This is a genomic window from Niallia sp. 01092 (genome assembly GCF_052318935.1).
In the GTDB taxonomy this organism is placed as follows: domain Bacteria; phylum Bacillota; class Bacilli; order Bacillales; family Cytobacillaceae; genus Niallia.
The window spans coordinates 21,439-35,698 of the sequence record NZ_JBQRKO010000012.1 but is presented as its reverse complement, the minus strand read 5'-3'; the positions used below and the strand labels follow the sequence as shown (position 1 = coordinate 35,698).

Below are 14,260 nucleotides of genomic sequence, written 5' to 3'. Positions count from 1 at the left end.
TTGTTGTTTTTGAATAATAATAAACATGGCTGAAGCACTTAGCATCCTGAATACACGTAGACTCCTGCTTAGAAAAGCGAGAAAGACGAGACCCCACAGGAGCATAGCGACGGCACTGAAAAAGTGTTTTATTAGATATAATTATAGGTGAAACACTTAAATTTACTAGGGTAAAAATGGTATAGAGAGTTTGAAAACGACCATCATTTTGGTTAGGAGAGGCGTCCGTACGACTCCTGCGGGATTAGCGAGACAGGCGAGACCCTGCAGGAGCGTAGCGACGAAGCGGCTCGGCGCTCGCCCCGCGGAAAGCGTGTGGTAAGCCTCGGAAAACCGAACGAAAACCTCTACGTTGCTTGGATTGTCGCTACCTATATTTTATAGCATTCACTTTTTCAGTGGCCTCAGCATAGCGACGAGGAGGCTCGGCACTCGTCCGCGGAAAGCTAAGTGTATTCAGGCTGCGGGTTAAATAACAACAATCTATACGAAAAGAGCCTTAATGTAATAATAGGTAAGTAAAAAAATATGAAAGGGTTAACAAAAATACGATATGTAATTTAAAATGATAATTATTTTACAAAACGTAAATAATCATTAATTGTTATTTACCAATCGAAAAATATTATGTCAGATAATCTGACATAAACTCTTCTTTTTTAACCTATACGTGTTACTATTATCTTAACTTTCAGAAAAAGGAGACTATTACATGAAAAAAACGCATCCTGCACTCGTTATCTTTTTATTCTTTTTAGGCTGGGTATTTATGTATGCAGACCGAAATATTCTATCGCCTGTAATGGGAAGTATTGGGGAGGAGTGGAACTTAGAAAAATCCCAATTAGGATTAATGGCAACCGTCTTCTTTGCGGCATATGCACTCATGCAAATTCCAACAGGCTTTTTAGCAGATAAATTTGGACGAGTGAAAGTACTTGTTATCGGCTTTATTGTTTTTGGGGTTGGTACTTATTTAAGTGGTGCTTCTACTACTTTTGGAATCTTCTTAATGATGAGAGCATTAACTGGATTAGGAGAAGGAACTTACTACGGATCACAATACGGAATTTCTTCTACTATTACACCGAAAAAATATCGTGGACTTGTATCAGCTATTATTAACAGTGGAATGGCATTTGGTATTTCTTTAGGATTTATGGCATCTAGTTATTTTACGTATGAATTAAACAAAGGCTGGCAGTTCCCGTTTTATGTATTTGCAATACCTACTATTATTGTGGGGATATTAATTGCTATCTTTGTTCGTGATAATTCACATAAGCAACAAAAGGAAACAGCATCTGTTCAAGAAAAAGTAGAAATGAAGAAAATATTCACAAAGAATCATATTTTTGTTTATGTGTTAATCTTTTGTTCTTTATATGGATTCTTTGGAATGTTAACTTGGCTTCCATACTATTTACAAACTGCACGAGGCATTGAAGCATCACAAACTGGTATTATATCCTCTTTAGTACCATGGGCTTCCATTCCAGGAGCAATTCTTTTCGGATTTTTATCGGATCGAATTAAAAGTAAAAAACCGCTTATTATTGGGTTGGCTTTAGCTGGAGCAATTTGTCAATTTGCTATTCCATATACAGAAAACTTTAACTTTTTAATCGTTGGATTATGTTTATATGGTCTTCTTGGAAAATTAGCGCTTGATCCTGTTTTAATTTCTTATATGGCAGATATTACACCAACATCTATGTATTCAAGAGTGTACGGATTCTTTAATTTCAGCGGTATGCTTTCATCGATTTTTGCTCCATATATTACTGGATACTTTGCTGATAAAACAGGCAGCCTTGAATTTGGATTTTATTTAGCAGGTGGACTATTAATTATTGGTGCTGTATTATTTTTGTTTACAAGCAATAAAAATAAGGAAGAAAAAACTATTGGCGTGTTAAATAAGGAGGAAACAGTGGTTTGAATAAAGTAATAGTCGGAACAAAATCGATGGTTGTCAGCCCCCATTATTTAGCCTCCCAGGCAGGAGAGCGTATTTTAGCGGAGGGTGGAAATGCATTTGATACGGCTGTAGCAGTAAGTGCTTGTTTAGCAGTTGTTTACCCACATATGACAGGACTTGGAGGAGATTCCTTTTGGTTGACTTACCAAACGGGAGAAGGCAAAGTACGTTCCTATAATGGCAGTGGCAGAACTGGTGCCAACATTACGAGAAAAACGTATGAAGGAAAAGAGTCCATTCCATTTCGAGGGATAGAAAGTGTTATTACTGTTCCAGGTATGGTAGACAGCTGGGATGCAATCATAAAAGAATATGGAAGCAAATCTCTTGCAGAAGTTCTGCAGCCAGCTATTGAATATGCAGAAAAAGGGTTTCCGCTTTCCAATGATCAGCATGAAAATACAGTTAAAAATGTAGACCTATTACAGGCTAATAATGAAACGGCAGCTGTCTTTTTGACGGATGGAAAAATTCCTAACAAATTCTCCAAATTTGTGCAAAAAGATTTAGCAAATACATTAACTCAATTAGCAGCAAAGGGCAGAGATGATTTTTACAAAGGAGATTTGGCAAAACGGATTATTTCCAGTCTTCAAGCAAAAGGCGGCTTGTTAACAGAAGCAGATTTTGCTGCACATAAAGGGGAGTGGAGCAAGCCGCTATCCAGTACATATCGTGATTATACGATGTATCAAGTGCCGCCAAATTCTCAAGGCTTTGTCGGTTTAATGATCTTAAATATATTGGAGAATTTTGATTTTTCATCAATCCCTTATGGTTCTTATGAGTATTATCATCTTCTAGTGGAGGCAGTGAAAAGAAGCTTTCAAGATAGAAACGAGTATTTAACAGATCCTAAATTTAAAGATATTCCATTAGAACGATTGTTAAGTAAAGCCTATGCAAAAGAAATGGCAGATTCTATTTCATTTGACAGTACGAATGATTTTAAGACTCGTCCTGTTGGGAGCGATACGGCTCATGCGGCAGTTGTTGATAAAGATGGTAATGCTGTTTCGTTTATTCAAAGCTTATATTTTGAATTCGGCTCTGGAATTGTTGCTGGGGATACAGGAATTACGATGCAAAATAGAGGGTCGTTCTTTTCCCTAGATCCAAATCATGTGAATACATTAGAGCCACAAAAACGAACTTTTCATACGCTGATGCCGGCAATGGCATTTAAAGACAATAAACCATATGTGTTATACGGAACACAAGGTGGAGAAGGACAGCCGCAAACACAGACATTGATGATCACAAGAATGCTCGATTACGGATTCGATCCTCAAGAATCGATAAGTGAACCGAGGTTTGTTTGGGGAAGGACATGGGGAGTAAAAACAGAAGAATTAAAAATCGAAGGCCGAGTTTCAGATGAGGTGGTGGAAAAACTTCAGGATGCAGGTCATTATGTTAAGGTAGTAGAAGGTTTTGATGGCATAATGGGCCACGCAAGTGCCATTTTAATTGATGAACAAGGCTACTTATACGGCGGTGTAGATCCTAGAAGTGATGGAGCAGCCGTTGGCAGGTAAATAAAAAAACAGTTAAATTATTAAACAGATAGGCAAATTCTTTAAAACAGCATGCTGTTGATAAAAAAGCTCTCTCTTTAAACGCTCGACTGCCGTATATTCGGCAGTCATTTTTTGTGTGAATTATTTTCTGATCAGCCCAAAAACTAAACTCAAGCTACCTTAGGAAAACTATTGCAACAGAGCTTATCCATATTGTTAAGGAAGGAACAACTACTTAAGTTATATTATAATAAAGGGTAGAAGATATTTAGCGGCAATGAAAACGGAGGAACGATATGAAACCTAAAATCAAGGATGTGGCAAAACTGGCAGGTGTATCGCCAACAACCGTTTCGCGCGTCCTGAACAACAGAGGCTATATTGGAGAAAAAACAAAAAAAAATGTGTATAAAGCGATGAAGGAGCTAAATTACTATCCAAATGAACTTGCCAGGTCGTTATTTAATAAAAGAACAAATGTTATTGGCCTCATTATCCCAACAACAGTAAATCCTTTTTTTGGGGAGCTTACCTTTGAGATTGAAAATGTGTGTGCTTCGATCGATTATAAAGTGCTGATTTGCAATAGTTTAAATGATATAGAAAAAGAAGAGAAATATTTAGAGATGCTTATGCGTAATCAGGTAGACGGAATCATAGTCGGAACACACAACCAGGGGATTGTCGATTATCAAAAACAGCATTTAGCAGTAGTAGCCATTGACCGGACATTGGCTGAAAATATACCGATTGTCAGCTCCGATAATTATGAAGGAGGAAAGCTGGCATCTGAACTGCTTGTATCAAAGGGCTGCAGCAGAATTATTCATATTAATGGGCCAGTAGATTTTGCAACACCTGCCATGCTTAGAAGAAAGGCCTATGAAGACGTTATGTTGGCAAATGGGAGAGAACCGATTACTTATGAAATACAAGAAACCTTTAATCCACAAAGCCAATCTAATGTAATGAAAAAAATCTTGGCGGAAATACCAGATGTAGATGGAGTATTTGCCAGCAATGATATTTTTGCTGCATCTTTTATAAGGGAGGCAAAAGCACGAGGAAAAAAAATCCCTCAAGATTTAAAAGTGATAGGGTATGATGGGACAGAAACAGCGCAAAGTTTATTTCCAGACTTAACAACTATTCAACAACCTATTAGACTTCTTGCAGAATCAGCTATAGAAATATTATTAAAGCAGATGGACGGAGAATTCAACGACACCCCACAGCAGATAAATCATCCAGTAAAGCTTCTTTTAGGAGAAACAACTTAAATGAAAAAAAGCTGAGATAGGTAATGCAGATTTTTAGATGAGCAGTAAAATGCAATTCTTGATAATGGAGTTGCATTTTTTTATGAAAGGCTCTGTTAAACTTGCCTGTTTCCGCTTCAGGCATTCGCTTTCCGTGGGCGGTCTGGAAGCCTCCTCGGCGCTCGCCCCGCGGGAAAGCGTGTGGTAAGCCACGGAAAACCGAACGAAAACCTCTGTATGATACAAGCAATTGTATTTTTTCTGGGGAAAAAGAACTGATTTTAAAAATGTGCAACCGGTTGACATAAAAAGGATTGACTTATGAAACCGGTTGACATAAAATAATGTTGAAAGTGCTTTCATTTTAGGTTGGAAGGTTTTTAATCTAAAAAAAAGGAGCAATAAATATGAAAAGTTCAAAAGGTCTCTACTGGAAACTTAGTGCGTATTTCTTCTTTTTCTTTTTTACCTGGTCATCGAGCTATTCCTTATTCTCCATTTGGTTGGGGCAGGAAATAAACTTAAATGGAGCAGAAACTGGCATTATCTTTTCTGTAAACGCTATCTTTGCCTTGTGCATGCAACCGCTTTACGGGTATATTTCGGATAAAATCGGTTTAAAAAAACATATATTATCTAGCATAAGCATTTTACTAGTATTCGTTGGTCCATTTTATATTTATGTATATGGACCATTATTGCAATATAATGTAACACTTGGCGCCATCGTTGGAGGGCTGTATCTTGGAATGTCCTTTTTGGCTGGTATTGGTGCCATCGAATCTTATATAGAAAAAATTAGTCGCAAGTACGATTTTGAATATGGAAAATCAAGAATGTGGGGATCATTAGGATGGGCGGCAGCAACATTTTTTGCTGGTCAGTTATTTAATATCAATCCAGACATTAACTTTTGGGTGGCTTCCCTATCGGCTATTATTTTAGTAGCTATTATTCTATCAGTTAAGGTGGAAATGACAGAACAGGAAATTTTGAAAGCGGATTCTGTAGGGTTGAAGGATGTAGGAAATCTTTTCCTTTTAAAAGATTTTTGGTTTTTAATGTTATATGTAATTGGGGTGACCTGTGTTTATAGTGTCTATGATCAGCAGTTCCCTATCTACTATTCTTCTTTATTTCCATCAGAAGCACTAGGAAACCAAGTGTTTGGATATTTAAATTCTTTTCAAGTATTTTTGGAAGCTGGCATGATGTTCCTTGCTCCATATGTTGTGAATAAAGTAGGGGCAAAAAACAGCTTAATTCTTGCAGGTATGCTGATGGCATTCCGTATTATTGGCTCAGGAATTGTAATTGGCCCAATCGGCATTTCAACCATGAAATTAATTCATGCCTTGGAGCTGCCTATTATGTTGATTGCCATTTTTAAATATTTAGCTGCAAATTTTGATACGCGCCTGTCATCTGTGCTTTATCTCGTAGGCTTCCAGTTTGCTTCTCAGGTAGGAGCTTCCATTCTTTCGCCAATTGCTGGGGGGCTTTACGATAGTATTGGTTTCCGTCATACTTATTTAGTAATGGGGATACTAGTGTTTATTTTTACAACTATATCCATGTTTACGTTATTAAATGAAAGAAAAAATACAAAGAATGCTCTTCGTAAAGAAGCAGTCATAAAAACCATTTAGAAGGAGAATAGCCATATGCTGAAGACGAATAGATTAAAGAAAGCGGAAGAATCTTTAAAAGAAACGATGAAGAAAATGAACAATCAATACAGATTAGGCTATCATATTATGGCGCCTGCAAATTGGATTAATGATCCTAATGGATTAGTGCAGTTTAATGGAGAATATCATGTGTTTTATCAGCATCATCCATATGATGAAAATTGGGGCCCAATGCATTGGGGACATGTTAAGTCAAAGGATCTTGTTCATTGGGAGCATTTGCCGATTGCTTTAGCTCCAGGAGATACATGCGATAAAGATGGCTGCTTTTCAGGAAGTGCAGTGGATAACGATGGGGAATTGACGCTTATTTATACGGGGCATCATTATGTAGATAAGGAAAAGGATGTTTTTTTTCAAAATCAAAATATTGCTGTGAGCAAAGACGGTGTGACTTTTGAAAAGGTTGGAGAAAATCCTGTGATAGCTGAACCGCCTGAAGACAGCTCTCATCATTTCCGTGATCCAAAAGTATGGAAGCATAATGGCGAATGGTATATGATTCTTGGAAATGCTACAAAAGAAGAGGTTGGAAGGGTCATTTTATATAAATCTCCTGATCTGCGAAAATGGGAATATATCGGGGTGCTTGCCCAAAGTGACGGCACCCTTGGGTATATGTGGGAATGTCCGGATTTCTTTGAATTAGATGGTAAGTATGTTTTGCTTTTCTCTCCGCAAGGGATGGAAGCAGAAGAAAATCGCTATCAAAACCTTTTCCAGACTGGTTCTTTAATTGGAGATTATAACTATGAAACGAATGAGTTTGTATACGGTGAATTTACTGAACTAGATCATGGGCATGACTTCTATGCGGTTCAAACATTATTAGACGATAAAGGGCGCCGCATTGCGATTGGTTGGATGGATATGTGGGAATCGGATATGCCTACGAAAAAAGATGGTTGGGCTGGTGCTCTTACACTTCCGAGGGTTTTAACGTTAAGCAAAGAAGGAATCCTTTTGATGAATCCTGTAGAAGAGCTAGTTCAATTGCGTGAGACCGCATATCCTGTATTACAAAACAAATCAGTAGTAGACAGCTGTTTTTATGAAGCAAAAGAAGTATTATTGGAAGTGAAGGCTGTCTTTGATTTAAAGAGCACAGAAGCGGAGGCTATTGAAGTAAATCTTATTGGGAGCGGTAGTGAAGTTTTAACCATTCAATATCATAAAACGACACAAAAGCTTACACTGGATTGTTCTAATTATGGAAAAGAAAAAGATGGCGTAAGAAGCACAAAATTAGCATCCTCAGAAGAGCTTTCCTTACGAATATTTATAGATCGATCATCCATTGAGATATTTGTTAACGATGGAGAAGCGACGATGACAAGCCGAATCTATCCGAAAGAAGAAAGAACGGGAATAGAAATAGTCTCGGAAAATGGAGTGGTTAATGTAAAAGAGTTAGCTGCTTGGAAATTAAAAGATACCTGGAAATAATGCTATCATATTGGAAAAGAGGTATGTCCTTCATTAATAAAATTCTTTATATAGAAGTATCATTTTGATCTATATATTAGAGTTTGAATGGAAGGATAGCCTTCTTTTTTATGTGTAGAATATGTAATATTGTTCTTTATAATGAATAATATTAACGATAGGGACAGAAGTTTTTAAAAATAATGGCTCTGTTAAACGATCATGTTGTTTATAGGAAGGGAATCTGCGAGACTCCTGCGGAAAGGGAGTGGATTCCTGACCTTTTGAAAATCAACAATGGAATTTAACAGAGTCTAATAATAACTAATTTTTGTATATTAAGAACGACTGAAGATAATTATTCGCCTGATTCCAAGCGATGGTTTTTTTAGGAAAAATCGTTCTTTTTAAAGAACGATAAAGTGTAAAAAATAGCTATGGATAAACAGTCGCCAAAAATTAAGAGGAAGATGGTGGATTACTTGTCAGTTATCGTAGAACAAGATAAAGGGAGTATTTCGTTTTTTAGTATACCTGGTGTAAAAAAATCGTATATGAAACCGAGAATTATCGCACTGATTCCTGCCCATAATGAAGAGAAATCTATTCGAGATTGTTTAGCTGGCCTCCATGATCAATTGCTCCCTAAAGAAGTAGAATTGGATGTATATGTTGTTGCAGACAATTGTACGGATCGAACAGAAGAAAAAGCAATTGCTGCTGGTGAAGAGTTTAACTTAAATTTAAAGGTAATTGTAACAGAAAATAATAAGCTTCGAAAAGTTGGAGCATTAAATGCTGGATGGAAGCTGCTTTATGGAGATGTACTCGATTTATATAATAAGCAGTTAACCGAACATCAGGAGTTATATAAACAAAGTATTAAAGCCATTTTAGGGATGGATGCAGACAGCAGGCTTGCCCCAAATTGTTTGAAAAATTTATGGGAAGGCTTAATGAGTGCCCGTAATATTGGCGGAGTAATGGCAAAATATACAATGCGTATGCCAAAAAAGAAAAGCCTTCTGTCTAAAAATGATGTGTATTATGAAGAAAAAATAGCGAGTGGCGAATATGGCGGTCCTATTACAAGGTGGTGGACGCATCAGCAAAAACAAGATATGGCCAGCTGGCTCCTTGATCTTCAATATCATGGAGGAAGCACCTATGTACTTGGCGGTCAGGCGACTCTTTTTAGACCAGAGGCATTGCAGGAGGTAGTGAATCATAATAAATTAGATGGCCCATGGCAGAACGATAGTGATGTAGAAGATATGCTTTTAACATGGCAGCTCCAAAAATCCGGTTGGAAAACGTTAATTAGTCCTGAAGGGCGATGCTTTGTAGATGCGATGAGATCGTATCATACCTTCCGAGAGCAGCGTAATAAATGGAGTTCAGAAACTGTAGATTTGCTCACCAATAAAGATTTAAGTGTACAAACAAGGCATAAAGGGAAAATATGGCGAAACCAAATGAAGCTGTTTTCTGATTTAGTAATACGTGTTATGTTTCTAACCCTTTTGTCTGTAGCCCTTGCAACTGATCAGTATTATTGGTCATGGATTTGGTTAATACCAGTTGGTCTTGCATCGGTATTAAACATGATGCTAGCCATTAAAACACCGATGCACAGAACCGTTGATGTTATTTTTGCCTTTTTGCTTATCAGTCCCGAATTGTATTTATGGGTGAACTTAATGACATTCAGCCAAGTTTGGCTAGGCAAACTTTCAGCAAATAAAAAAGACGGCTGGGCCAACCAATATGCAGCAGAATCAGGGAAAACAAGAAGTAAATTAACACAAGGGATCTTTTTTGCTATTATCCTCAGCTTAGGGGCAGTTTATGCTTGTGTTGAGTATAGAGATTTTTTGACTAGTCCTGCAGTGCAAGAAGCAATTAAACCTTATTTGATGGGCGGTTGGATCACGTTGACCTACTTAACGATTATTAAATCGTTAATGATGGTTTATCAAATTTGGACATTGCGCGGGAGACATGCTGCGTAGAAGAGATTTTTTTACATTAAATATTCTTAATTGCTTTTGACATGAAACCATTCCCATAAAATAAACTCAAGAAGAACACTAGTTGGCGTAACATAAATGAGGCTGAATAAAAAAATGGCGTTACAACTAGTGTTTTAGTTCTTGGATATAGTGGTTTCAAATTAAATATTATTCATAATTAAAAACTCCTTGCTTATGTAGTGAGGAGTTTTTAGTTTGGGATCCCGCTAGCAAATTCGATTTACTAATGGGACTTCTCTAAAATAAAATTTTGATCTAAAAAGAACAAAATATGTTTGAAGAAATCATTTTTTCACCATCAAAAGGAATACGGATTAAAATGGAGGGATAATTGGTACTTTACTGAACAGTATACAATTGAGGATGGAATTAGAGTAGCAAAAACACTTCTAGAACAGTCGAAATCGTCCCACAGCTATGGTTGTAGGAAGTGATTATGTAGCCGCCGGAATCATCTACGAAGCTAAGAATCAAGGAATACGGATACCTGAAGATTTGGCAGTTATAGGACTTTGATAATCAGCCAATATCGAAAGTAGTGGAGCTTACAACGATACATCAACCCATTAAAGAGTTGGGTGAGACAGCAGCAAATTTATTATATAATTTAATTAATAATAAAGATGTTCCAACCATTAATAAATTGGAATTAGAGTTTATTAAAAGGAAGTCAACATAAAAAAGGCCACATTCGAAATGTGGTCTTTTTATACTTAAGCTAGAACCAGTTCTGGTACAGGAGCTTTAAAATGTGTTCTTTTTTTAGTTTCATCTATAAAACTGAATGGCTTTATAGATAGATTTTCAAGTGTATGTAAGTAATTACAAGCTTGTAATGGAACAAATGAGGTCATATTCCATACATCCTTTTCATTAAAACCGATAGCGCGAATATTATGCATTAGTCGATCAATTGTGTAAGAACCCGCGGCTACATATCCTTTCCCTTGAATTATTACCTTCAATTTTTTGTAATGACTGTCTACACATAGAATCTGTGTCAATACGATCTGTCAAGGCAATAATGCTTCTAGATCCAACGAGCTCCTTTCGAATGTTTCTTTGATTTAGGTTTGGTTTTGTAGTAATTCAGTTTAACCAAATTAACCCTACGAAATTATGAGTAAGGGGCTAGTTTCGTTTATGATCACTATAATTAAGGTGTGTTAAAGTTAATTACTAATTTTGATACTTTGTTAATTGGAGCGGAAGGCGTGAGACTCCTGAGGGAAAAGCGAGTCAAAGCGACGAGAGGGCTCCCGGACCGCACGCGGAAAGCGAATGCCTCTTGCTGCAATCAACAGGCAAGTTTAACAGAGACACCCATGCTAATAAAATTCGCACCATAGGAGATGAAAATAAGTAGTGTTCATTCAGCGTGGAGATATAAGGAGTTAGAGCTAAGAATGATATTGGTTTGGAGAAGCGTTCACTCGACTCCTGCGGGATTAGCGAGAAAGGCGAGACCCCGCAGAAGCAAAGTGACGAGGAGGCTCGGCGCTCGCCCCGCGGAAAGCGAGCGATAAGCTTCGGAAAACCCCTTTTAACAGAGCTTATTTTCAGGGTAGCCTTAATTAAAAAACTTTCACAATTCCAAGCAAACCAAATAGGATGATCAAGCTCCCAGACAGTTTGTTAACCAATCCTAAATGAGGCATCATTTTTTCTCGAGACAAGTTAACAGCAAAGCTTAATAGGATCCACCAGCATGCAGAACCGATAAAGACTCCTACAACTAATAAGATAGCAAGAGAAATAGTTCCCTGTGATGACGTTGCACCAAATCCTGAGAAAATAGCAATAAACGAAAGAATCGTCATGGGATTCGTTAAAGTGAGGAGGAATACGGAAAAATACGCATTTAGGATAGTTTTTCTTTCCACTGTTGAATGGAGAGAAGCAGCTTTCGTCCTAGCTGTTTTAGCTCCAAGATATAAAAGGAAGCATCCTCCAACCAGTTGAAACCAAAATTGATAGCCTACTAAAAAATGCGTAATAATCGTCAAACCAAACGCTGCGATCAAGCCATACATGCCGTCAGCTGTTGCTGCCCCAAGTCCGGAAATAAATCCATATAAACGCCCCTGTGTCAATGTTCTTTGAATGCAAAGTGCACCAATTGGACCTACAGGTGCTGCGATTGATACTCCTAAAATTATTCCTTTCAGCAAATAAACAATAGCCATCTTCTCACTCCATTTGAAATGTATGTTTTTGTAAAGGGAGTTTAGTCGTTTCCTTTAATGTGTCCATCACAATCGTTGTTTTTGTTCGGAAAACACCTTCCACACTTTTAAGGTCATGACTTATTACTCGATCTAAATCTTTTGTATTTCTACATCGCACCTTTAATAAATAATCATCTTCACCGGCAATATGATGACATTCCTGCACTTCTGCCAACTGTTGAACAACGGATAAAAAAGCATCTCGAAATTTCGGGTGTTCCAGTGAAACGGCTACAAATGCCGTACACTCACATCCAACTGCCTCTGCATCCACTACTGCTTGATACTGTTTAATTACTCTTTGTTCTACTAAACGATTGACACGTTCTGCTGCAGCTGGAGCTGACAAACCAACTTCGGAAGCTAAGTCCGCCCATTTTATTCTTCCATTCTCTATCAACAGGTTGATGATTTTTAAATCGTATGCATCCATTGGTAATCACCTTTTTTTATTAAGTTATTTTAATAATATCCTAATTTTACTAGGTTATCTAATGTTTTTTATTAAAAAAAGATAAAGGGCATGGTTGTGGGGGAATATGCAAAATTAAGAGATTTGACCTGTCAAGTTTATAGCTTGTTTCATAAGATATACTACAAAGTTTCTAAATGAATATTCATCATGATTTATGAAACTTTAGAAAAATAAGGACGGTAAAGACAGGTGGAGCACAAAGACCATAAAAAGAAGGATGAAAAAAAGAATATAAAAAAGTATTAGAATTGACAAGTACAATAAAAATTATTTTCAAGAAAAAGAAAGAAGTAAAAAAGGATCACGATTGAAAAACTAACTCAGAGGATATTCTGTACAAGTTTGAAACTACAACTGCAGCATAAACTGCTTCAGCATCAAATTAAATCTATCAAGACTAAGAACACCTTATTCCATAATAGGGTGTTTCTTTGTGGTTGCTAATTAATATTTCTTCCCCAAACTTGTGACGAAATAGTTAAAAATAGATAGAATATTCAAAAATATAAAGATAAGATTCTATTATACGCAGAAACAAATATGCTATTCTTATAGTTGGGTAATGATATAGGAAGGGAAGGGTATATTACGATGAAAATAGGCTGGATAGGACTTGGAAATATGGGAATACCGATTGCTTCTAATCTAATAAAAGCTGGATTCAACGTGAAAATTTATAATCGTACTGCAGCTAAAGGGGAAGAGCTTGTGAAGCAAGGAGCGGTGCAAGCAGAAAATCTTCAGGAATTAGTGGAAACAAGTGATGTTATTTTTACCATGGTTTCGGATGATGCGGCAGTGAAAAGTTTGTACTTTGATCAAAATCTTTTTGGATTGGCGGACGCGGGCAAAATTTTTATTGATATGAGCACTGTGTCTCCAAAAACATCAAAGGAACTGTATAATGCCGCAAAAAAATCAGCTGTTTCGTTTTTAGATGCACCTGTTTCAGGAAGTGTGCAGCCAGCAAAGGACGGTACGTTAATCGTATTAGTTGGTGGAGAGGAAGCAACTTACCAACAAGTGAAGCCATTGTTTGAGCCGATGAGTAAAATGTCCCTTTACTTAGGGGATTCTGGTTCTGGCAGCAACGCTAAACTAGCGATTAACTTATTATTAGGCATTACCGTACAAGGCATCGCAGAATCTGTGTTATTTGCACAAAATCAAGGCATTAATACAGAAGATATGCTGACCATTATCTCCGAAAGTGCAGTCGGAACGGCTATTTCTAAAATGAAAACACCAAGCATTTTACATAATGACTTTCCTGCTGCTTTTGCCTTAAAGCATATGGCTAAAGATTTACGACTTGCTAGTGAAACAGATGAATTATTGCCAATTGGTACGTCTGCAAATGAAACATATCAACAGGCGCTCGCAAATAATTTAGGTGATGAAGATGTGATGGCGGTTATTGAACAATTGCGGAAAAAGTGAACTAGTGTGTAAAAGTTTGACTGGTTTACTTTAGTGGTGCAAACAAGAGATATTGTTTAATAGAGAGGTTCTCAAAGACAAAACAACAGTAAAAAACGAAATTTTGTCCTAATAGAGAGGTTCTCAAAGACAAAAAAACAGTAGAAATCGATATTTTGTCTAAAAGAGAGGTTCTCAAAGACAAAACGGCAGTAAAAAACGAAATTTT

At 37.0% G+C, this 14,260-nt stretch carries 12 protein-coding genes; 9 read left to right on the top strand and 3 right to left on the bottom strand.

Annotated features, from left to right (window positions below):
* The first annotated feature begins 712 nt into the window (after positions 1 to 712).
* The 8 genes from ACTXGU_RS12765 (at position 713) to ACTXGU_RS12730 (ending at position 10,588) form a co-directional block, all read left to right on the top strand.
* A complete protein-coding gene (locus ACTXGU_RS12765; protein ID WP_443481906.1) occupies positions 713 to 1,942 on the top strand; it encodes an MFS transporter in 1,230 nt (409 codons plus the stop codon).
* Positions 1,939 to 3,519: a gamma-glutamyltransferase gene (gene ggt / locus ACTXGU_RS12760; protein ID WP_443481905.1), complete on the top strand. Its 1,581-nt coding sequence runs from the start codon at positions 1,939 to 1,941 to the stop codon at positions 3,517 to 3,519. The genes ACTXGU_RS12765 and ggt overlap by 4 nt, the downstream gene beginning before the upstream one ends.
* 278 nt (positions 3,520 to 3,797) lie before the next feature.
* Complete coding sequence (locus tag ACTXGU_RS12755) at positions 3,798 to 4,781, top strand: LacI family DNA-binding transcriptional regulator (RefSeq protein ID WP_443481904.1); 984 nt, start codon at positions 3,798 to 3,800, stop codon at positions 4,779 to 4,781.
* Positions 4,782 to 5,167: 386 nt separating this feature from the next.
* Positions 5,168 to 6,409, top strand: coding sequence for an MFS transporter (locus tag ACTXGU_RS12750; protein ID WP_443481903.1), 1,242 nt, complete (start codon positions 5,168 to 5,170; stop codon positions 6,407 to 6,409).
* A 15-nt stretch (positions 6,410 to 6,424) separates the two neighbouring features.
* Positions 6,425 to 7,897, top strand: coding sequence for a glycoside hydrolase family 32 protein (locus ACTXGU_RS12745; RefSeq protein ID WP_443481902.1), 1,473 nt, complete (start codon positions 6,425 to 6,427; stop codon positions 7,895 to 7,897).
* Positions 7,898 to 8,430: 533 nt separating this feature from the next.
* On the top strand, positions 8,431 to 9,888 hold the full coding sequence (locus ACTXGU_RS12740) for a glycosyltransferase family 2 protein (RefSeq protein WP_443482009.1): 1,458 nt from the start codon (positions 8,431 to 8,433) through the stop codon (positions 9,886 to 9,888).
* 438 nt (positions 9,889 to 10,326) lie between these two features.
* On the top strand, positions 10,327 to 10,425 hold the full coding sequence (locus ACTXGU_RS12735; RefSeq protein ID WP_443481901.1) for a substrate-binding domain-containing protein: 99 nt from the start codon (positions 10,327 to 10,329) through the stop codon (positions 10,423 to 10,425).
* Positions 10,426 to 10,447: 22 nt separating this feature from the next.
* Complete coding sequence (locus ACTXGU_RS12730) at positions 10,448 to 10,588, top strand: substrate-binding domain-containing protein (RefSeq protein ID WP_443481900.1); 141 nt, start codon at positions 10,448 to 10,450, stop codon at positions 10,586 to 10,588.
* A gap of 34 nt (positions 10,589 to 10,622) precedes the next feature.
* Here ACTXGU_RS12730 and ACTXGU_RS12725 read toward each other — a convergent pair whose 3' ends face one another.
* The 3 genes from ACTXGU_RS12725 to ACTXGU_RS12715 all read right to left on the bottom strand — a co-directional run bounded on the left by ACTXGU_RS12725 (position 10,623) and on the right by ACTXGU_RS12715 (position 12,570).
* On the bottom strand, positions 10,623 to 10,913 hold the full coding sequence (locus ACTXGU_RS12725) for a hypothetical protein (protein WP_443481899.1): 291 nt from the start codon (positions 10,911 to 10,913) through the stop codon (positions 10,623 to 10,625).
* A gap of 570 nt (positions 10,914 to 11,483) precedes the next feature.
* A complete protein-coding gene (locus ACTXGU_RS12720; protein WP_443481898.1) occupies positions 11,484 to 12,095 on the bottom strand; it encodes a LysE family translocator in 612 nt (203 codons plus the stop codon).
* Between the two features lie 4 nt (positions 12,096 to 12,099).
* A complete protein-coding gene (locus ACTXGU_RS12715) occupies positions 12,100 to 12,570 on the bottom strand; it encodes an Lrp/AsnC family transcriptional regulator (protein ID WP_443481897.1) in 471 nt (156 codons plus the stop codon).
* Between the two features lie 633 nt (positions 12,571 to 13,203).
* On the opposite strand from ACTXGU_RS12715, the gene ACTXGU_RS12710 reads away from it, so the two are divergent.
* Positions 13,204 to 14,052 (top strand): NAD(P)-dependent oxidoreductase, encoded by an 849-nt coding sequence (locus ACTXGU_RS12710; protein ID WP_443481896.1) that lies wholly within the window; start codon positions 13,204 to 13,206, stop codon positions 14,050 to 14,052.
* The last annotated feature ends 208 nt before the right edge of the window (positions 14,053 to 14,260 follow it).

What these genes read in the sequence shown, in the direction of transcription:
- ACTXGU_RS12765 (WP_443481906.1), top strand. Translation starts at nt 713, where the DNA reads ATGAAAAAAACGCATCCTGCACTCGTTATCTTTTTATTCTTTTTAGGC.
- ACTXGU_RS12755 (WP_443481904.1), top strand. Translation starts at nt 3,798, where the DNA reads ATGAAACCTAAAATCAAGGATGTGGCAAAACTGGCAGGTGTATCGCCA.
- ACTXGU_RS12750 (WP_443481903.1), top strand. Translation starts at nt 5,168, where the DNA reads ATGAAAAGTTCAAAAGGTCTCTACTGGAAACTTAGTGCGTATTTCTTC.
- ACTXGU_RS12745 (WP_443481902.1), top strand. Translation starts at nt 6,425, where the DNA reads ATGCTGAAGACGAATAGATTAAAGAAAGCGGAAGAATCTTTAAAAGAA.
- ACTXGU_RS12740 (WP_443482009.1), top strand. Translation starts at nt 8,431, where the DNA reads ATGAAACCGAGAATTATCGCACTGATTCCTGCCCATAATGAAGAGAAA.
- ACTXGU_RS12735 (WP_443481901.1), top strand. Translation starts at nt 10,327, where the DNA reads ATGGTTGTAGGAAGTGATTATGTAGCCGCCGGAATCATCTACGAAGCT.
- ACTXGU_RS12720 (WP_443481898.1), bottom strand. Translation starts at nt 12,095, where the DNA reads ATGGCTATTGTTTATTTGCTGAAAGGAATAATTTTAGGAGTATCAATC.
- ACTXGU_RS12715 (WP_443481897.1), bottom strand. Translation starts at nt 12,570, where the DNA reads ATGGATGCATACGATTTAAAAATCATCAACCTGTTGATAGAGAATGGA.
- ACTXGU_RS12710 (WP_443481896.1), top strand. Translation starts at nt 13,204, where the DNA reads ATGAAAATAGGCTGGATAGGACTTGGAAATATGGGAATACCGATTGCT.